This is a genomic window from Anoxybacillus sp. EFIL, from assembly GCF_013096955.1.
Taxonomy (GTDB): Bacteria; Bacillota; Bacilli; order Bacillales; family Anoxybacillaceae; genus Anoxybacillus; species Anoxybacillus ayderensis.
In genome coordinates this window covers 23,095-40,319 of record NZ_SDLH01000002.1, presented here as the reverse complement: position 1 = coordinate 40,319, position 17,225 = coordinate 23,095, and the positions used below count along the sequence as shown (strand labels likewise).

Annotated in this window: 24 protein-coding genes and 1 riboswitch; of the genes, 14 read left to right on the top strand and 10 right to left on the bottom strand. The window is 40.6% G+C overall.

Annotation, left to right across the window (positions count from 1 at the left end; translation table 11 throughout):
- Window positions 1-129: 129 nt before the first annotated feature.
- From ES017_RS15860 to ES017_RS03300, 4 genes are all read right to left on the bottom strand, one after another.
- Window positions 130-276, bottom strand: a complete 147-nt coding sequence (locus tag ES017_RS15860; protein ID WP_235045449.1) for a hypothetical protein — start codon at window positions 274-276, stop codon at window positions 130-132.
- The gene (locus ES017_RS03310; RefSeq protein WP_021095558.1) at window positions 266-409 is read right to left on the bottom strand and encodes a hypothetical protein; all 144 of its coding nucleotides are present in this window, start codon (window positions 407-409) and stop codon (window positions 266-268) included. The genes ES017_RS15860 and ES017_RS03310 overlap by 11 nt, the downstream gene beginning before the upstream one ends.
- Window positions 410-540: 131 nt before the next feature.
- The gene (locus ES017_RS03305) at window positions 541-735 is read right to left on the bottom strand and encodes a hypothetical protein (RefSeq protein WP_021095557.1); all 195 of its coding nucleotides are present in this window, start codon (window positions 733-735) and stop codon (window positions 541-543) included.
- Window positions 714-1,232, bottom strand: a complete 519-nt coding sequence (locus tag ES017_RS03300) for a polymorphic toxin type 50 domain-containing protein (protein ID WP_253263347.1) — start codon at window positions 1,230-1,232, stop codon at window positions 714-716. Before ES017_RS03300 ends, ES017_RS03305 begins: the two co-directional genes overlap by 22 nt.
- 121 nt (window positions 1,233-1,353) lie before the next feature.
- Here ES017_RS03300 and ES017_RS03295 point away from each other — a divergent pair, with 121 nt between their 5' ends.
- The 5 genes from ES017_RS03295 (at window position 1,354) to ES017_RS03275 (ending at window position 4,730) form a co-directional block, all read left to right on the top strand.
- Window positions 1,354-1,557: a type II toxin-antitoxin system HicA family toxin gene (locus ES017_RS03295; protein ID WP_209428834.1), complete on the top strand. Its 204-nt coding sequence runs from the start codon at window positions 1,354-1,356 to the stop codon at window positions 1,555-1,557.
- Between the two features lie 27 nt (window positions 1,558-1,584).
- Window positions 1,585-2,016: a type II toxin-antitoxin system HicB family antitoxin gene (locus ES017_RS03290; protein WP_021095555.1), complete on the top strand. Its 432-nt coding sequence runs from the start codon at window positions 1,585-1,587 to the stop codon at window positions 2,014-2,016.
- A 164-nt stretch (window positions 2,017-2,180) separates the two neighbouring features.
- Window positions 2,181-3,161 carry an ABC transporter substrate-binding protein gene (locus tag ES017_RS03285; protein ID WP_021095554.1) on the top strand — a complete coding sequence of 327 codons (981 nt, stop codon included), beginning with the start codon at window positions 2,181-2,183 and terminating at the stop codon, window positions 3,159-3,161.
- Between the two features lie 5 nt (window positions 3,162-3,166).
- On the top strand, window positions 3,167-3,937 hold the full coding sequence (locus ES017_RS03280; RefSeq protein ID WP_075039526.1) for an ABC transporter ATP-binding protein: 771 nt from the start codon (window positions 3,167-3,169) through the stop codon (window positions 3,935-3,937).
- Window positions 3,924-4,730 carry an ABC transporter permease gene (locus ES017_RS03275; protein WP_021095552.1) on the top strand — a complete coding sequence of 269 codons (807 nt, stop codon included), beginning with the start codon at window positions 3,924-3,926 and terminating at the stop codon, window positions 4,728-4,730. The genes ES017_RS03280 and ES017_RS03275 overlap by 14 nt, the downstream gene beginning before the upstream one ends.
- A gap of 30 nt (window positions 4,731-4,760) precedes the next feature.
- On the opposite strand, the gene ytkD is transcribed toward ES017_RS03275, so the two are convergent.
- The 3 genes from ytkD to ES017_RS03260 form a co-directional block, all read right to left on the bottom strand.
- Window positions 4,761-5,234: an RNA deprotection pyrophosphohydrolase gene (gene ytkD, locus ES017_RS03270; protein WP_021095551.1), complete on the bottom strand. Its 474-nt coding sequence runs from the start codon at window positions 5,232-5,234 to the stop codon at window positions 4,761-4,763.
- A gap of 63 nt (window positions 5,235-5,297) precedes the next feature.
- Window positions 5,298-5,606: a hypothetical protein gene (locus ES017_RS03265; protein WP_021095550.1), complete on the bottom strand. Its 309-nt coding sequence runs from the start codon at window positions 5,604-5,606 to the stop codon at window positions 5,298-5,300.
- Between the two features lie 129 nt (window positions 5,607-5,735).
- Window positions 5,736-6,173: a Dps family protein gene (locus ES017_RS03260; protein WP_171334769.1), complete on the bottom strand. Its 438-nt coding sequence runs from the start codon at window positions 6,171-6,173 to the stop codon at window positions 5,736-5,738.
- Window positions 6,174-6,282: 109 nt separating this feature from the next.
- Between ES017_RS03260 and ytzI the strand changes: the two genes are divergently transcribed.
- Window positions 6,283-6,423: a YtzI protein gene (gene ytzI, locus ES017_RS03255; RefSeq protein ID WP_081957620.1), complete on the top strand. Its 141-nt coding sequence runs from the start codon at window positions 6,283-6,285 to the stop codon at window positions 6,421-6,423.
- An 18-nt stretch (window positions 6,424-6,441) separates the two neighbouring features.
- Here the strand turns inward: ytzI and ES017_RS03250 are convergent, their stop codons facing one another.
- On the bottom strand, window positions 6,442-6,915 hold the full coding sequence (locus tag ES017_RS03250) for an S-ribosylhomocysteine lyase (protein ID WP_009361625.1): 474 nt from the start codon (window positions 6,913-6,915) through the stop codon (window positions 6,442-6,444).
- 128 nt (window positions 6,916-7,043) lie between these two features.
- Between ES017_RS03250 and yidD the strand changes: the two genes are divergently transcribed.
- From yidD to ES017_RS03210, 8 genes are all read left to right on the top strand, one after another.
- Complete coding sequence (gene yidD, locus ES017_RS03245; RefSeq protein ID WP_009361626.1) at window positions 7,044-7,268, top strand: membrane protein insertion efficiency factor YidD; 225 nt, start codon at window positions 7,044-7,046, stop codon at window positions 7,266-7,268.
- Window positions 7,269-7,345: 77 nt separating this feature from the next.
- On the top strand, window positions 7,346-8,527 hold the full coding sequence (locus tag ES017_RS03240; RefSeq protein WP_171334768.1) for a GTP-binding protein: 1,182 nt from the start codon (window positions 7,346-7,348) through the stop codon (window positions 8,525-8,527).
- 89 nt (window positions 8,528-8,616) lie between these two features.
- The gene (locus tag ES017_RS03235; RefSeq protein ID WP_021095544.1) at window positions 8,617-9,624 is read left to right on the top strand and encodes a metal ABC transporter substrate-binding protein; all 1,008 of its coding nucleotides are present in this window, start codon (window positions 8,617-8,619) and stop codon (window positions 9,622-9,624) included.
- Between the two features lie 95 nt (window positions 9,625-9,719).
- Window positions 9,720-11,048: a cytochrome ubiquinol oxidase subunit I gene (locus ES017_RS03230; RefSeq protein ID WP_171334767.1), complete on the top strand. Its 1,329-nt coding sequence runs from the start codon at window positions 9,720-9,722 to the stop codon at window positions 11,046-11,048.
- Window positions 11,049-11,062: 14 nt separating this feature from the next.
- Window positions 11,063-12,100: a cytochrome d ubiquinol oxidase subunit II gene (locus ES017_RS03225; protein WP_021095542.1), complete on the top strand. Its 1,038-nt coding sequence runs from the start codon at window positions 11,063-11,065 to the stop codon at window positions 12,098-12,100.
- 94 nt (window positions 12,101-12,194) lie between these two features.
- Window positions 12,195-12,395: riboswitch (cobalamin riboswitch) on the top strand.
- A 111-nt stretch (window positions 12,396-12,506) separates the two neighbouring features.
- Window positions 12,507-14,786 (top strand): ribonucleoside-diphosphate reductase subunit alpha, encoded by a 2,280-nt coding sequence (locus tag ES017_RS03220; protein WP_021095541.1) that lies wholly within the window; start codon window positions 12,507-12,509, stop codon window positions 14,784-14,786.
- An 11-nt stretch (window positions 14,787-14,797) separates the two neighbouring features.
- Entirely contained in the window at window positions 14,798-15,289 is a 492-nt protein-coding gene (locus tag ES017_RS03215) for a flavodoxin domain-containing protein (protein ID WP_021095540.1), read from the top strand.
- Window positions 15,243-16,280 (top strand): ribonucleotide-diphosphate reductase subunit beta, encoded by a 1,038-nt coding sequence (locus ES017_RS03210; protein ID WP_021095539.1) that lies wholly within the window; start codon window positions 15,243-15,245, stop codon window positions 16,278-16,280. Before ES017_RS03215 ends, ES017_RS03210 begins: the two co-directional genes overlap by 47 nt.
- A gap of 27 nt (window positions 16,281-16,307) precedes the next feature.
- Here the strand turns inward: ES017_RS03210 and ES017_RS03205 are convergent, their stop codons facing one another.
- Complete coding sequence (locus ES017_RS03205; protein ID WP_021095538.1) at window positions 16,308-16,754, bottom strand: hypothetical protein; 447 nt, start codon at window positions 16,752-16,754, stop codon at window positions 16,308-16,310.
- Between the two features lie 13 nt (window positions 16,755-16,767).
- Entirely contained in the window at window positions 16,768-17,067 is a 300-nt protein-coding gene (locus tag ES017_RS03200) for a DUF2325 domain-containing protein (RefSeq protein WP_021095537.1), read from the bottom strand.
- Window positions 17,068-17,225: the final 158 nt, after the last annotated feature.

The following is a 17,225-nucleotide window of genomic DNA, read 5'->3' as shown; positions in this document are numbered from 1 at the left end:
TCAACGGAATCCTATCCATTTAAACTCGCCCTTTCATCAGGGCATCTTGTGCGATATCAGACGATTTGATGAAAAGAATGATCAAAATAAGCTATACGCCCAACTAACGGAACTTTCAAATCTGTAATCCTAGAGCGCTTCACAGGAGTTATTCTTTGTAATTGATGCTGTCGCTGTTGTGCCTGCGTTTGTGCAAATGACCGCAAAACGATAAATATCCACCTCTGGAACAACGACTTCACCAATTTGACGTGCAAGTGCCTTCCTAGCTTCCATGACACTCATCGTATCTTACTTCGAAGTCATCCACTTTCGCTTTTTGTGCCTCCACCGAATTTCCATTTAAATCCATAATTTTGTCAATAACGTCTTTTTCAAGACCCAAACTTTCGAGAAATTCGCGTTTCATGGTATTCCTCCTTTGGTTACGTTTTTTAACGTGGTTACGGCCACGAACCCTTTTGTTCTTTAACGTCTACAAATAGTAAAAAGACGAGGATAAATAAAAAAGCACGTAACCTTTTTTAACTGGTTAGGTGCTTATTCTATGATTTCGATTGACTTAATTTCTGGTTCACCGACACCGATATATTTCCCCTCAACAAACATGTCGAGGCTGTCATAATCATCATCAGTATCTTCCTGGTCGGTGTAATCTTGGACAATCCCCTCTAATATTTCACCATCTTTGAGAGTAACCCTTATTTTCTTCCCTACATATTCCCATAATCCCAATGCTTCATCCCCCTTTCTTTTATTAAAGTTGGAACAATATGAGTTCCTGTCTTACTATAATGTATTTTAAAGTCTTTTGTTTTTACTTCTTCTCCCATTGTTTGATCCACATATACCCCGATATATTTATCACCTTTTATGAGTTCTTTATTTATCCATTTTCCTTTGCCGCTGAATTGAAGTATGCTAGTACCAGCATATTTCTTCACTAATTCATTGGCTTCCTCGTAAGAAATCGTTAAATAGCTTGGCGGGTGAAGACCTTTTGCTGCATTACGCTCAACATAGTCAAGATAGCGTTTATGAGATGGATTATGCTTGTCATAATGGTTTCGACTGTGCTCCAACTTATAAACACCATTACGAATATCAGCCCGTATCTGCTCTTCTAGCGCTTGTCCTTTCTCTCTTTCTTTACGTTGAGCCTCAATCTTTGGTTTCAATACATTTTTATTATACCACTTATCATACGAAATAGAATCCACCAATCCATTCATCAACTGACGTGTTTGACTAGATACTCAAAAAGGAGCACTTCTATATATTAGTGGCATTTACACAGCAAAAAATAAAGCAAAAATCACTTAACACGTATTTTTTATACGTGTTATAATAAAAATGTGGGAAGGGGGAATAAACATTTCATCGAAAGAACTGATTAAATTACTGGAAAAAGACGGATGGTACTTACATAGAATAGTCGGTAGCCATCACCATTTCAAACACCCAACGAAAAAAGGAACGGTAACCGTTCCCCATCCGCGCAAAGATTTAAAACCCGGGACATTACACCCAATACTAAAGCAGGCAGGGCTGAAATAGCCCTCCTGTGAAAGGAGGTTTTTTGTATTGGCTAAATATTATTTTCCAGCGATTTTCGACCCTGGTACTGACGGAAGTGAAGGGTATACTGTTACTTTTCCTGACCTTCCAGGATGCATCACAGAAGGTGAAACGCTTGAAGAAGCTTTTCGCATGGCAAAGGACGCTTTGGAAGGTTATCTATATGGAATGGAAGAAGATAACGAATTCATCCCTTCTCCCTCCAATCCGAAAGATATTGAATTGCCAAAAGGGGCTTTCGTTTCTGTCATCGAAGCAAGAACCGACTACATTCGCGAAGAAATGGCCAACAAAGCTATTAAGAAAACATTAACGATTCCAAAATGGCTAAACGATGCCGCAGAAGCAGAGGGAATCAATTTTTCACAATTGTTGCAATTTGCGATTAAAGAACGTCTAGGAATCAACGTTCGAAACGATTTTGATTTCAAACGATGAACGCAAAAGTATCTTCAGCTACGCATGCAGAAGAGGTTTTCAGCTTGTCGACTTTGTTGATATGGACCGTCGAGCGATATGCTCGGCGGTTTTCTTTTTAGGTCATTCACACATTTTTATTAGGCGCATACGATAAAGCAAACGAAACGAAAGAGGGGAAAACAATGCGAAAATGGGGGTTTTTGGTCGTTGCTTTTATGTTTTTACTTTCAGCATGCTCATCCCATGATGTAAAAACGTTGCGCGTTGCGGAAGTGACTCGTTCTATTTTTTACGCGCCTCAATACGTCGCAATTGAAAAAGGCTTTTTTGCTGAAGAAGGGCTTCATATTGAACTAAATACGACGTGGGGCGGCGATAAAACGATGACGACGCTTTTATCGAACGGAGCAGATATTGCACTCGTCGGTTCGGAAACGTCTATTTATGTGTATAGTCAAGGAGCCATTGATCCTGTCATCAACTTTGCGCAATTGACACAAACGGACGGCACATTTTTAGTTTCGCGCGAACCGATCGCTAACTTCACGTGGGATCAACTGAAAGGAAGTACATTTTTAGGTCAAAGAAAAGGCGGCATGCCCCAAATGGTCGGAGAGTACGTTTTAAAACAACATGGAATTGATCCACATAAAGACTTAAACCTCATTCAAAACATTGAATTTGCTAATATCGCCAATGCATTTGCAAGCGGAACAGGCGATTTCGTCCAGTTATTTGAACCGACTGCTAGCATTTTTGAACAAGAAGGAAAAGGGTATATTGTTGCTTCCTTTGGAACGGAATCCGGCCATCTCCCATACACAACGTTCATGGCAAAACAAAGTTTTATTGAGAAAAATAAAGATGTCATTGAAAAATTTACACGCGCTCTTTATAAAGCCCAACAATGGGTGCAAACACACGAGGCCAAAGAAATCGCAACAGTCATTCAACCGTACTTTGAAAATACAGATATCGCTCTCATTGAAAAAGTCGTCGATCGCTATAAAAAACAAGGCTCCTATGCAACAGACCCTATTTTAGATGAAGAAGAATGGAACCATCTCCAAAACATCATGAAAGAAGCAAATGAGTTGCCATCGTACATTGATCACTCGATTTTAGTGAATACATCGTTTGCCGAAAACGCACAAAAGAGGTGAACCCCATGCCCATTTTAACGATTGATCAAGTGATGCATGCCTACGTGACAAACCAATCGGCTGTCTTGGCGCTTGATCATCTGTCGCTAACTGTCGAGAGGGGAGAATTTCTCTCCTTTCTCGGCCCAAGCGGTTGTGGAAAAACGACGCTTCTTTCCATTATCGCTGGACTAATCGAGCCGACGAAAGGACGTGTGCTTATCGAAGGAAAAGAAGCAAAATCGATGCGTCAAACGATTGGGTATATGCTACAACACGATTATTTGTTTCCGTGGAAAACAATTGAACAAAACGTCACACTCGGATTAAAACTGACAGGCAAATATAGCGAGAAAACGAGAAAACAAACGCTCGCCCTTTTACATCAAATTGGTCTACGCGACGTCGATGACCGCTATCCTTACGAATTGTCAGGAGGGATGCGTCAGCGCGCTGCACTCGTTCGCACCTTGGCAACCGACCCGAAAATTTTATTGTTGGATGAACCGTTTTCAGCGCTTGATTATCAAACAAAACTTAAACTAGAGGATCTCGTATGGGAGACGTTAAAACAATATCGGAAAACAGTGCTTCTCGTCACGCACGACATCGGTGAAGCAATTGCGATGAGCGATCGCATCGTTTTATTTACCGCAAGACCAGGAAAAATTAAACGAATTGTTTCCGTCCCCGATTCATTAAAAGCGTGTACACCGTTCCAAGCTCGCCAACATCCAGATTTTTCACCGATTTTTCAAATGATTTGGAAGGAGTTAGAGAGCATTGAACAAACATGAATGGTTGCAACGTATATACGATCAACATATAGCATATGAAAAACGCGAAAAACGAATCGTTCGTTTTTTCCAAACGATCATTGTCATTGCCTTCTTTAGCCTATGGGAAATCGCAAGCCGTTTTCATTGGATTGATCCTCTTTTATTTAGCTCACCGTCTTCCATTTGGCATTTATTTATCACGAAAGTGCGCGATCACACATTGCTTTCACATACAACTATCACATTAACAGAAACCGTACTTGGTTTTATTGTTGGTACGATCGCGGGCATTTGTTTCGCTGCGCTACTTTGGTGGTTTCCACGCGTATCTAAAATTGTTGATCCGTATTTAGTGATTTTAAATGCGATGCCAAAGGTGGCGCTTGGACCGATTCTCATTGTGGCGCTCGGACCGAATATAACGTCGATCGTCGCGATGGGAGCAATCATTTCCATCATTATTACAACGATTGTCGTTTACACATCGTTTAAAGAAGTAGATGCAAACTATATGAAAGTGCTTCAAACATTCGGTGCAACGAAACGACAATGGTTTACAGAAGCCATTTTACCCGCTTCCTTTCCGACAATGATTTCAACGTTAAAAGTGAACGTCGGTTTATCTTGGGTCGGTGTCATTGTCGGGGAATTTCTCGTTTCGAAACAAGGGCTCGGTTATATGATTATTTACGGATTCCAAGTGTTTAACTTTACGCTCGTTTTATTAAGTTTGCTTATGATTGCATTACTTTCAAGCATCATGTATCAACTTGTCAGTTGGTTTGAAAAAAAGCTAATCAAACGTGCATAGCCCCACATGCAAAGAAAAGGCGGTGGGGCTTTAAACCATTCCCCGCCGCTCTAACTGTTGTTTCGTATATGCCCATACGCCATCTTTCATAATAAAACTAAATCGTTCATCTTTCGCTATGTCATCTGGCATATGCTCAATGAGCACAGGACCATTTGTTTCGAAATACGACTCCCTTTGTTCCAAAGACTCAACACGAGCAAAATAAATATTTTTTACAATCGTTTCATTCGGACGTTTGACTTCATACTGCCCGATGTACATGATCTTTTGAACAATTCCTCCTGTTTCTTCCCTTACTTCACGAATCGCTGCTTGTTCCGCCGTCTCTCCCTCTTCTACTTTACCCCCCGGGAATTCCCAGCCTCGTACAGCGTGATTGGTCAATAACCAACGACCGTTGTATCGACAAATAACAAGAACATGTTTCGGATGTCGTGAAAAAGGATGGTCAGAAAAAGAAAGTCGAACGTCGTATCCGTAGTCATCTTGAAATACAATCATCACCGTCTACCCTCAACTGCATGTTTTCTTCATTGTACCACACAATCAAACGGCAGACAGCTTTTATGACTGTATGACTCCCATCGTTTCAATTTGTTGTCTCGCTTCTTCATCTCCAAGCTCATAAATGAGTTCGTACACTTTTTTTATCGCATGATCGTACCCATCATTCGGACGGTCATAATGATATTGCACATATGGCACATGTGCGCGCCAAAACGATTGCCAATCGGATGAATACATTTCATCAAAATACTCTCGCAATTGAATAATTTCTTCATCAGTCGCTTCAATTCGAAATTCCCACGGCGAAGCAGTTTTTACCTGCGAAATTTCACCGCGTGCCACCGACACATAATACGTTTTTTTCATCGACCCACCTCTTTTCCATTTATTACGGTTAGTGTGAGTCGATCCATTTGTTTTCATGCAAAAAAAGCATAGGACAATCCCCTATTACCTTCAAAGTGATGGAACAAGAAAAAGGTGGGGAATCCCACCTTATCCAAGAAACGATTTTAACATCCACACGTGTTTTTCTAAACTTTGATGAATGCCTAAAAGCATATCACCTGTCGTTTCATCATTAATTTCTCCAGCATAATCCATGCCGTCTTTGAGCTCATGAATCATCGTTTCAAAATCGCGCACGATTTCTGCCACCATTTCCTCGGCTGTTTCATTTCCTTTGGCTTCCTGTACAGATGCTACCGCTAAATACTCTTTCATCGTCGCTAACGGCTTTCCACCTAGCGCCAATAAACGCTCCGCTAATTCATCAATATGTAGCGCAGCTTCATTGTACAATTCTTCAAATTTTGTATGCAACGTAAAAAATTGCGGACCTTTCACATACCAATGGTAGTTGTGCAGTTTCACATACAATACGTTCCAATTCGCAATTTGTTTGTTTACAATGTCAATTAATTTTTCCTTCATTTTCATTCCCTCCTCAAGTATAAACTTTCCCCTTCTCTATTGTAGCAAACAAAAAAAATTTTGGAAAATAATACGCTTTTACATTAATATAGAATATGGAGGATTGCATATGTTGCTCACTTTTATCATTTCCATCATCATCGTATTCGTCGTGCTCATCTTAAGCGTTTTAACGATTTCAAAAGCATACAAATACAAACACACCATTGATGAGTTGCCAAATGAAAAAAGCAAAGGTTCAGACATGTAACGCCTGAACCTTTGTTGTTTAGCCAAACACTTTTTTCAATTCTTCTTTTGGTTGCGATAGCCAGTAGCGCATGAGTCGCTTTGCTCCTTCTAAATCATGCAACTTCGCTTGACCACACTCTTTTTCTGTTGCGGCTGGCACCTCTGTGACGGTTAGCGCTTCATTCATCGTTGCCTCTAGCAAGTCAATAATTTCTTCAACGGTTGGCGTGCCGCTAACGACTAAATAATAGCCTGTTTGACATCCCATTGGCGAAATATCAATAATATCAAAATGGTCGTATTTTTCGGCGTGCTTACGAATGTGCACCGCTAGCAAATGCTCGAGCGTATGAATAGCTGCTGGCTGCATTGCTTCTTTATTAGGCTGACAAAAACGAATATCAAATTTATTCACAACACCGTCGCTGCCGACTTTATGAACGCCGCAATGGCGAACGTACGGTGCTTTGACCGCACAATGATCAAGCTCAAAGCTTTCTACTGAAGGCATACTTCTCACCTCTTTTCAATTGTTACGTCTTTATCATACACAAAAGTCCGACTTTTTTCATCTTTTTTTGTTAGTATCATTTCGTCCAGCTATGTTACAATAAGAAAAAATAGGGGTAGGTGTATGATATGAAACATATACTTCTTTTACTTATTCGCTTTTATCAACGTGTCATTTCCCCATTAAAACCACCGACATGTCGCTTTTATCCGACTTGTTCGCATTACGGATTCGAAGCTATTCGCCGTTTTGGCGCGCTCAAAGGCGGATATTTAACAATAAAACGCATTTTAAAATGTCATCCGTTTCACCCCGGTGGATTTGATCCTGTTCCAGAGAAAGAGCAAAAATAGTTGTTCTTTCTCTTTTTTTTCGATATGATAAACGTTGTAAATCGTAATAATTACGTTTTGGGAAAGGAGAAACCTATATGAAAGTACCTGTTACCGTATTAAGCGGATATTTAGGTTCAGGAAAAACGACATTGCTTAATCATATTTTAAACAATCGTGAAGGATTAAAAATTGCTGTTATCGTCAACGACATGAGCGAGGTGAATATCGATGCTGAGCTCATTAAACAAGGTGGATTTTCACGTACAGAAGAAAAGCTTGTACAAATTCAAAACGGCTGTATTTGTTGTACGTTGCGAGAAGATTTAATGAAAGAAGTTCAAAAACTCGTTGAGGCTGGAAACATTGATTACATTGTCATCGAGTCATCCGGCATTAGCGAACCGATTCCTGTCGCTCAAACATTTACGTATATCGATGAGGAATTTGGCATTGATTTAACGTCAACATGTCGGTTAGATACGATGGTCACCGTTGTAGATGCCAATCGTTTTTGGCATGATTTTGCCTCCGGTGAAACGTTATTAGATCGTAAACAAGCAGTCGATGAAACAGATACGCGTGAAGTTGTCGATTTACTAATTGATCAAATTGAATTTGCAAATGTGCTTATTTTAAATAAAATCGACTGCATTTCTGAAGAAGATGCAGACGAATTAGAAGCGCTCCTTCGTAAATTAAACCCAGAAGCAAAAATCATTCGAACAACATACGGAAAAGTGGCGCTTCATGACATTTTAAACACTCGTTTATTTGACTTCGAAAAAGCAAGCCAATCGGCCGGATGGATCAAAGAACTAAATGAAGAGCATACACCAGAAACAGAGGAATACGGCATTTCTTCTTTCGTATATCGCCGCCGTCGCCCATTTCATCCAGAACGGCTTATGCATTGGCTCGAACAATGGCCAGTTGAAATCGTTCGCGCCAAAGGCTTTTTCTGGCTCGCTTCCCGCAACAATATGTGCGGACTTCTTTCACAAGCTGGACCGTCCATTATGATTCAAGGGGCTGGGGAATGGATTGCAACATATCCTCCACATGAACGGGAACAAATTTTGCAAGAAGAACCAGAGTTGCGTGCAAAATGGGACGATACGTACGGCGATCGCATGACAGAGCTCGTATTGATCGGCATTGATATGGATGAACAAACGATTGCTTCTTCTCTTGATGCATGTTTATTAACAGACGAAGAAATGAAACAAGATTGGTCTACTTTTGTTGATCCGCTTCCACCATTTACAAGTGCATTATAATTTTCAAATCGTAACGATTACGATATAATAAGCTAGGAGAAAAAGGATGTTTTCATAAACATCCTTCTTTTTTGAGAGGAGGAAAAAATATGAAATTACGTGCAATGTTAACTATTATACTCGCAAGCACACTCACATTATTTGGTTGCAATCAAAAGGACAATGCAACTCCATCAACTAGCAAAGAAACAGACGATCAACTTATCATTTATACAACGGTGTACCCACTTCAAGACTTTACCGAAAAAATTGGTGGCGAGCACGTTCGTGTCGAAAGTGTATACCCTCCTGGCGTCGATGCACACACATATGAGCCAACAGCAAAAACGATGCAACAAATTGCTGATGCGCACGCTCTCATTTACATCGGTCAAGGAATGGAAGGATTTGTCGATCGTATGAGCAAAACGCTAGAAAATGAGCGTGTGAAGTTCGTACAAGCAACGGAAAACATACAATTGCTTCCATCCAATCATAATCATGAAGACGAACATGCCCATGAAGACGAACATGCCCATGAAGATGAACATGCCCATGAAGATGAACATGCCCATGAAGATGAACATGTTCACGGAGATATCGATCCACACGTCTGGTTAGATCCGATTTATTCCATTCAAATGGCCGAAACGATTAAACAAACGTTAACAGAACTTAAACCTGAAGCGAAAGACGATTTTGAACAAAACTTCACTTCGTTAAAACAGCAGCTTGAACAACTCGATCAACAATTTCAACAATTGATGAAAGAGGCGAAAAGAAAAGATATTCTTGTTGCTCATGCCGCATATGGCTATTGGGAGAAACGATACGGCTTAAAACAAATAAGCGTGACTGGACTATCACCGACAAATGAGCCGTCACAAAAACAGCTTACTTCTATCATTAAAAAAGCAAAAGAGCACGACATACAGTATATCTTTTTTGAACAAAATGTTACATCAAAAATTGCTGAAGTCGTAAAAAATGAAATTGGAGCGGATGTACTCATCCTTCACAACTTAGAGGCGCGCACAAACGATGATATCGCAAACAACAAAGATTACTTTGCGATCATGAATGACAATATATCCGCATTAAAAAAAGCATTACAATAAGCGATCGTTACGGTCGCTTATTTTTTTGCATATTTTTTCCCTTTTCAAATCAAACTATGAAACGACAATGTATGGAAAGGGATGAACATTTCGGTATGGATCACGTATTAACAGCAAGAACGTTATTTGGCACAACGATGGCGTTTCATATTATTTTTGCGACGCTTGGGGTCGGTATCCCGCTTATGATTTTATTGGCCGAGCTACTATATCAAAAAACGAAAGACAATGACTATGCCCTTATGGCAAATCGTTGGACAAAAGCGCTCGCTATTTTGCTTGGCGTAGCGATTCCGTCTGGTACTATCGCAGGAGTACAACTTTCACTTTTATGGCCAGGCTTTATGGAAGTGGTCGGTAAAGTGATGGCGCTGCCGTTTCAAATCGAGATTTATGCGTTTTTCGTCGAAGCGTTATTTTTATCTATTTACGTATACGCAGCTGACCGCATTTCCCCAACGATGCGCATCATCAGCTTGACGCTTGTTGCCATCGGAGCAGCCGCTTCTGCCATTTTAATTACGAACGTTCACGCTTTTGAAGGAACACCGACAGGCTTTCGTATCGAAAATGGGCAAATTGTTGACGTTAATCCGTGGGAAGCATTTTTTAATCCAAGCTTTGCCGTCACAGCAACACACGTCGTTTTGTCAGCGTATATGACAGGTGCGTTTACGATCGCTTCAATCGCAGCATATCACATGTTGAAAAATAGACACCATGAACGCATCCAACTTTTTCATAAAAAAGCGCTCATGCTCGGTTTAACAGTTGGCGGCGTATTTTCTTTACTAACAGCCATAAACGGGCACGAATCGGCTCAACTTCTTCATGAATATCAACCAGAAAAATTAGCTGCTGCTGAAGGATTGTTTGAAACACAGTCGCACGCCCCGCTCGTCATCGGCGGTTTTACAGATCGCGAAACACAAACAGTCAAATGGGGAATTGAAATTCCATGGTTGCTTAGCTTTTTAGCAGGCAATCGTTTCGATACCGTCGTTGTCGGGTTAAATGATTTTCCAGAAGAATGGTGGCCACCGTTGTTTGTCCATACACTTTTTAATGCAATGGTCGGAATTGGCATGTTTCTTCTCCTTCTTTCGATTGTCGGATTCGTTTGGCATCGCATAAGAAAACAACACATATTTCCGAACTGGTTTATGTGGACAGTTGTTGCTGCTGGACCGCTCGCTCTTCTCGGCATTGAATTTGGCTGGATTTTTGCTTGCACAGGGAGACAGCCTTGGGTCATTTATCGCATGATGACAACGGCAGAAGCTGTAACACAATCAACAAATTTAGGAACGCTTTTTCTTCTGTTTACGTCCATTTACGTATTTTTACTCATCGCGGTCGTGCTCGTCTTGCGCTCGTATTTCCGCCGCCATCCGATTGAACAACACTTATCTACGCACATGTAGAAAGGAGCAAGATGATGACAGATGAATTAATTGCCATTTCAATTTTATGGGGATTTATTTTTATTTACGCGGTCATGGCGACAATGGACTTTGGAGCAGGGTTTTGGTCAATGGTATATATCAATCGTCCACAAACGAAAGCAACGAAAATCGCAAACCGATATTTGTCGCCGACATGGGAAGTGACGAACGTCTTTATCGTTGCCATCGTCGTGGCGCTCGTCAGCTTTTTTCCTGGAGCAACGTTTATGCTTGGAACCATTTTACTTATCCCGGGAAGCATTATTTTACTTTTGCTTACTGTACGTAGTGCGTTCCTCGTCTTTTCGCACGTTGCTCCTAAATATGAAAAAGTGCTCGTTTACATTTCTGGCATAAGCGGTTTGCTTATTCCAGCGTTTTTAATTAGCGTGTTGCCAATTACACATGGGTCTTTTGTTGAAACAATGAATGGTGTCAGTCGTCTTCGGCTCGATCGCCTATTTACAAGCCCACATGAATATGCATTTATCGCCTTTGCGATTACAAGTACACTCTTTCTTTCGTCGCTTTTATTAGCAGACTACTCAAACGAAGCAAATGAAATCGAAGCGTATACGATTTATCGCCGCGATGCGCTCATCATCGGTCCGTTCGCTTTGCTCTCCTCTATTCTCATTATGGTCACGATGCGAAATGAAGCGCGTTGGCTATATGACGGAATGATTGCACGTTGGCCGTGGCTTGCCGCTTCTGTCATGTTATTTCTTTTAGCTGGTGGGGCGCTTTTTCTCCCATCATGGAAAAAGAAAAACGGACGCGGAATGCCACGCCTTGCGGTTGTAGCCATCGTCTTGCAATATTTTTGTGCAAGTTACGCATACGGAAAAGCTCATTTACCGTATATGATTTATCCGAATGTGACAATCGAATCCGGATTTACGCATCCGAATACGTTTCGTGCTCTTTTTGTGACGTATATCGTTGGCTTTGCAATTTTATTTCCAGGTTTCATTTATTTTTGGCGGCTGTTTATGAAAGACCGGCGCTATTTAGCAAATGATGAAAAATAATGATTGCAAATGTTGAAATTTTTCGTTATAGTTTTAAACGTAAACCTTTTTTATACAACATATTGTGATGAATAAACAAAACAACAACTATATATTGAAACCGACAAGTGAAGGTGTCCGAACGGACTTAATAGGGAATCTGGTGCGAATCCAGAGCTGTCCCCGCAACTGTGTGCGCAGACGAAATGGAAACAACACCACTGTATATGTCAGCTTTTCAGGCGCATATATGGGAAGGAATCCAAAGTAGGAAGAAGCGCGAGTCAGGAGACCTGCCTTCCTTGTATCGTTTCATATTCTTCGGGGATTGAGAAGATGAAACGATGGTGAAAGCATGCCTTTTTCCATCGTTTCATCCGCTCAACGAGAGCGGATGTTTTTATTTTTTTAGGGGAAGGGATGTTATATGGTGTACATAAAACAACAAACAGAAGTAAATGAAGAAACAATCCGCACATTATTGTTTCCTATTTTCAAAGACTTTCCGCACTTAGCGAGCGAGCGATACATCGAACGTACTGTCCGAGCACTTGCCCATACGCAGCGATACAACGATATGATGAATAAACTCATTTTAAATGCGCTTGATGAAATCACAGTAGAACAGCCGGATTGGACGTTTGTTGCAGCTCGTCTTTATTTGCAACAGCTATACGACGAAGCAGCTAAAAATCGCGGCTATGATGTATCCGACACATATCGCTACTTTTATGAATTGCAAACAATGCTTGTCGATCTCGGCATTTACGACTCGTTTTTACTGGAACGATATACGAAAAAAGAGCTCCAAGAAGCGGGCACATGGATTGATGTGAAAAAAGACGAGCTATTTACATACATCGGGTTAAAAACGCTCGTTGACCGCTATTTAGCGAAAGGGTATAGCGGCGAAATTTACGAACTGCCGCAAGAGCGCTTTTTAACGATTGCTTTAACATTAATGGCATATGAACATCCGACAAAACGAATGGCACTAGCGAAAGAAGCGTATTGGGCGTTATCTAATCAATATATGACCGTCGCTACGCCAACTTACGCAAACGCTGGGAAGTCATATGGTCAATTGTCGAGTTGTTTTATTGATACAGTAGACGATAGTTTAATTGGCATTTATGAGTCGAATACAGATGTCGCTCGTCTATCAAAAGGCGGGGGAGGAATTGGCGTATATTTAGGAAAAATTCGTGCGCGCAATTCCGATATTAAAGGATTTAAAGGCGTCTCCTCTGGCGTCATTCCTTGGATGCGCCAATTAAACAATACCGCTGTATCGGTTGACCAACTCGGTACGCGACAAGGAAGCATCGCGGTATATTTAGACGTTTGGCATAAAGACATTTTCTCGTTTTTAGACGCGAAGCTAAACAACGGCGATGAACGAACAAAAGCTCATGATTTATTTTACGGCGTATGCATTCCTGACTTATTTATGGAACAAGTCGAAAAGCGTGGCGATTGGTATTTATTTGACCCACATGAAGTGAAAAAAGTAATGGGATGGAAAGATAAAAATGGAAACCCATTAGGATTGGAAGACTTTTATGATGAAGAACGCGGAGCTGGTTCGTTCCGTGAAAAATATGAGGAGTGTGTGAATCATCCAGCGTTAAGTAAAGAGCGTGTTCCTGCTATCGAAATTATGAAACGAATATTAAAGTCTCAGTTAGAAACGGGCACGCCTTATATGTTCTATCGTGATGAAGCGAATCGCATGAACCCGAATAAACACGCAGGCATGATTTATTCTAGCAATTTATGTACAGAAATTATGCAAAACATGAGCCCAACGATCGTCACAAAAGAATATACAGAAGATGGAGAGATTATCGTTCATAAAAAACCGGGCGACTTTGTCGTTTGCAACTTATCGAGCATTCATTTAGCACGCGCTGTACAAGATGATGTGTTAGAACGGCTAATCCCGATTCAAGTGCGCATGCTCGATAACGTTATCGACTTAAACGAAAAACGAATTGAAGTGTTGCAAGCTGTCATCACAAATAAAAAATATCGTGCCATCGGCTTAGGAGCATTTTCTTGGCATCATTTATTAGCGTTAAAAGGGATCAAATGGAACAGCGAAGAAAGTGTACAACTTGCTGATCGGTTGTTCGAGAAAATTGCTTACCTCACGATCAAAGCGAGCATGGAACTTGCGAAAGAAAAAGGAGCATATCCAGCATTTGAAGGCTCCGATTGGCACACAGGAAAATACTTTGGGCTTCGTGGATATTCCTCCCATGATGAGTTAGACTGGGATGGATTGAAGAAGCAAGTCATGCAATATGGTATGCGTAATGGCTATTTAATGGCGCCTGCACCAAACGCTTCCACATCCGTTTTAGCAAACGGAACGGCATCGTGCGACCCTGTCTTTAACCGTTTATACTTTGAAGAAAAGAAAAATTATAAAATTCCTGTGACCGTCCCTGATTTAAACGCAAAAACGTTTTGGTTTTACGATAACGCCTATGAAGTGGATCAAAAGATGAGCATTCGTCAAAATGCAGCAAGACAAAAACATGTCGATCAATCGTTAAGTTTTAATCTATATGTATATAACACGATCAAAGCGAAAGACTTGCTTGACTTGCATCTCACCGCATGGAAAGAGCGGTTAAAATCGACGTATTACGTGCGTAGTACCGCAGTAACGATTGAAGAATGCGACGTTTGTTCATCGTAGGGGGATAAAAAATGAACGTGCTTATTTGTTATACATCGAAAACAGGGAACACAAAAGAAGTCGCACTGTTAATAGAAGAAGCTTTTTGCTCATCCGGACATGCAGTGAAAACGATCAATGTTGAACATATGTTTGCGATCGAATCGCTCATTCATGAAGCACAACTTCTTTTATTCGGTTCATATACGTGGGGAAATGGACAACTTCCGGATGAAATGAGAAGGTTACTTCGTTTTCTTATTAAAGAGCGAAACCTTTCTTTGCCTCCTGTTGCGCTGTTTGGTACAGGAGATCAAATGTGGCCATACTATTGCCGCGCTGTCGATGAAATGGCGTACCATTTACGAAAAGTGACGACGGTGCTCGGCACGTTAAAAATTGAACAATCCCCGCGCGGCCATCAACAACATTTGCCGGCTGTTTTCGTCCACCAACTACTCAAGGAGGTTGAACGTTTTGTTATTGACGAAAGTAAAATTGCTCGAGCCGTCGCATCCAAATAAAGCAACAAGCATTATTAACGGAAAAGCAAGCGGCATTTTAAACTGGAACGATATTAAATATAGCCATTTTTATGATATATACAAAATGTTGCTCGGCAACTTTTGGACGCCGTTTGAAATTAACATGTCTGATGATATTAAACAATGGCATCATTTAAGTGAGCGGGAACGCGATGCATTTTTACACATTATCGGGTTGCTTTCGATTTTAGACTCTGTGCAACCGAACTTTATCGGAGCGATGAAAGAATACATTACCGATCCGAGCGTCAAAGCGATTTTTTCGATTATCGAACAACAAGAAGTCGTCCATAATCAGTCGTACTCGTATGTGCTTGCGTCTATTGAGAAACTATCCGAGCAAAACCGTGCCTTTGAAATGGCGCGCACGAATCCGCACATTTATAAGCGAAACGAACACGTCATTCGCGTATACGAAGCGTTTCGTGAACGACCAACTGTTGAAACGTTTTGCCGTGCCCTTGTCGCTTCGCTCGTCTTAGAAGGAATTAATTTTTATTCCGGGTTTGCCTTTTTTTACAACTTAGCGCGAAATCAAAAGATGCTGAAAACATCAACGATGATTAGCTATATTAATAAAGACGAACTATGCCATAGCTACTTCATTTCCCAACTCGTACGCGCTGTATTATGGGAAAATCCTCATTTGGACGAAGACGGATCGTTTTCAGTATGGATATATGATTACATCGATGAAGCGATTCGTTATGAAACAGAATGGTCGCGCTTTGTGTTGCGCGACATTGATGGCATTGATGTAATTGAAATGGAGAAATATATCGAATATCTCGGAAACAAACGGCTGCGCATGCTTGGCTTAGAAGACCGTTACGATGCGGATGAAAACGCTATGCCTTGGATTCGCGCCTTTAGCGATGAAAATGTGAACTTAGGCAAAACTGACTTTTTCGAAGCTCGTCCACGTTCATACACGAAAACAACGGATATTAATGGATTTGACGAATTGTAAAAAAACCGGGTGATTGACCCGGTTTTTTTACAACAAGCGTGTACAATATGTGTCACTTGTCAGCGTAACATAAGATAAGCGATTTTTCATCACATGATATACTCGAACCGTTTTCGGTGTTTGGCCGAATTTATTTTCAAATTGTTGTATAGCACGCAATGAAGGAATGCGGTCAACAACAAAAACGTTCATACATGATGGGACAACGCATGTGTCAGACGTACATGATGCAGTAATTAACGCATCGTGCTCGTCTAATATGTGAACAAATGACCGATCATTGGCAACAAAGCGAAGCAAGTAATCCGTCATTTTTGCAATCATTTTATAGTATGTAACGGGAGAGTCACAAGAAGCGATCGGAAACGATGATGTTGCCCGTTCAATTCCTTTTAGCAACGTAAGCGATGAACGATGAGGTGGAGATATGCTGTAATGGTAAGCTAATACTTCATTTAAAAACGATTGCCACAATGTCCTCTCCTCCTTAGTTCACTCGTTTTGGCTCCCCCATTTGCTCGATAACAGATTGAATGGAACTCCATGAACGTTTGACAAAGTAAATGGGTTTATGCTGATCTTTTGCTTTTTGTTTAATGACTTTCGCTAAATTATGATTAATATAATCAGTCATAACAAATACGATATCGACGTGCTCCGGTATTTGTCGTTTCACCATATTCACTTTTCGACCATCTAAATGAATAATTTCCTTAAATCCTGAGCTTTTTAATTTATCTGTAATGTTTCCTAAATGATCCGCACCAACAACTAATAACGATGACATATAACTCCCTCCAACTTTTTGTCTTATATTGCACAATTTCATTCTAATTGAGAATGATTATCTATGTCAACATTTATTGATAAAAATTCTCGCTATTTTTGCTCATTTTTTCATGTTATGTCTTGTCAACGTTTTGTCTACACTAACATCAGTATAAA

Excerpts from the sequence above, each read along its gene's own strand:
- ES017_RS15860 (WP_235045449.1), bottom strand. The coding sequence starts at position 276 with ATGGAAGCTAGGAAGGCACTTGCACGTCAAATTGGTGAAGTCGTTGTT.
- ES017_RS03310 (WP_021095558.1), bottom strand. The coding sequence starts at position 409 with ATGAAACGCGAATTTCTCGAAAGTTTGGGTCTTGAAAAAGACGTTATT.
- ES017_RS03300 (WP_253263347.1), bottom strand. The coding sequence starts at position 1,232 with ATGAATGGATTGGTGGATTCTATTTCGTATGATAAGTGGTATAATAAA.
- ES017_RS03295 (WP_209428834.1), top strand. The coding sequence starts at position 1,354 with ATGTGGGAAGGGGGAATAAACATTTCATCGAAAGAACTGATTAAATTA.
- ES017_RS03285 (WP_021095554.1), top strand. The coding sequence starts at position 2,181 with ATGCGAAAATGGGGGTTTTTGGTCGTTGCTTTTATGTTTTTACTTTCA.
- ES017_RS03280 (WP_075039526.1), top strand. The coding sequence starts at position 3,167 with ATGCCCATTTTAACGATTGATCAAGTGATGCATGCCTACGTGACAAAC.
- ytkD (WP_021095551.1), bottom strand. The coding sequence starts at position 5,234 with ATGATTGTATTTCAAGATGACTACGGATACGACGTTCGACTTTCTTTT.
- ES017_RS03265 (WP_021095550.1), bottom strand. The coding sequence starts at position 5,606 with ATGAAAAAAACGTATTATGTGTCGGTGGCACGCGGTGAAATTTCGCAG.
- ES017_RS03260 (WP_171334769.1), bottom strand. The coding sequence starts at position 6,173 with ATGAAGGAAAAATTAATTGACATTGTAAACAAACAAATTGCGAATTGG.
- ytzI (WP_081957620.1), top strand. The coding sequence starts at position 6,283 with ATGTTGCTCACTTTTATCATTTCCATCATCATCGTATTCGTCGTGCTC.
- ES017_RS03250 (WP_009361625.1), bottom strand. The coding sequence starts at position 6,915 with ATGCCTTCAGTAGAAAGCTTTGAGCTTGATCATTGTGCGGTCAAAGCA.
- yidD (WP_009361626.1), top strand. The coding sequence starts at position 7,044 with ATGAAACATATACTTCTTTTACTTATTCGCTTTTATCAACGTGTCATT.
- ES017_RS03240 (WP_171334768.1), top strand. The coding sequence starts at position 7,346 with ATGAAAGTACCTGTTACCGTATTAAGCGGATATTTAGGTTCAGGAAAA.
- ES017_RS03235 (WP_021095544.1), top strand. The coding sequence starts at position 8,617 with ATGAAATTACGTGCAATGTTAACTATTATACTCGCAAGCACACTCACA.
- ES017_RS03230 (WP_171334767.1), top strand. The coding sequence starts at position 9,720 with ATGGATCACGTATTAACAGCAAGAACGTTATTTGGCACAACGATGGCG.
- ES017_RS03225 (WP_021095542.1), top strand. The coding sequence starts at position 11,063 with ATGACAGATGAATTAATTGCCATTTCAATTTTATGGGGATTTATTTTT.
- ES017_RS03220 (WP_021095541.1), top strand. The coding sequence starts at position 12,507 with ATGGTGTACATAAAACAACAAACAGAAGTAAATGAAGAAACAATCCGC.
- ES017_RS03215 (WP_021095540.1), top strand. The coding sequence starts at position 14,798 with ATGAACGTGCTTATTTGTTATACATCGAAAACAGGGAACACAAAAGAA.
- ES017_RS03200 (WP_021095537.1), bottom strand. The coding sequence starts at position 17,067 with ATGTCATCGTTATTAGTTGTTGGTGCGGATCATTTAGGAAACATTACA.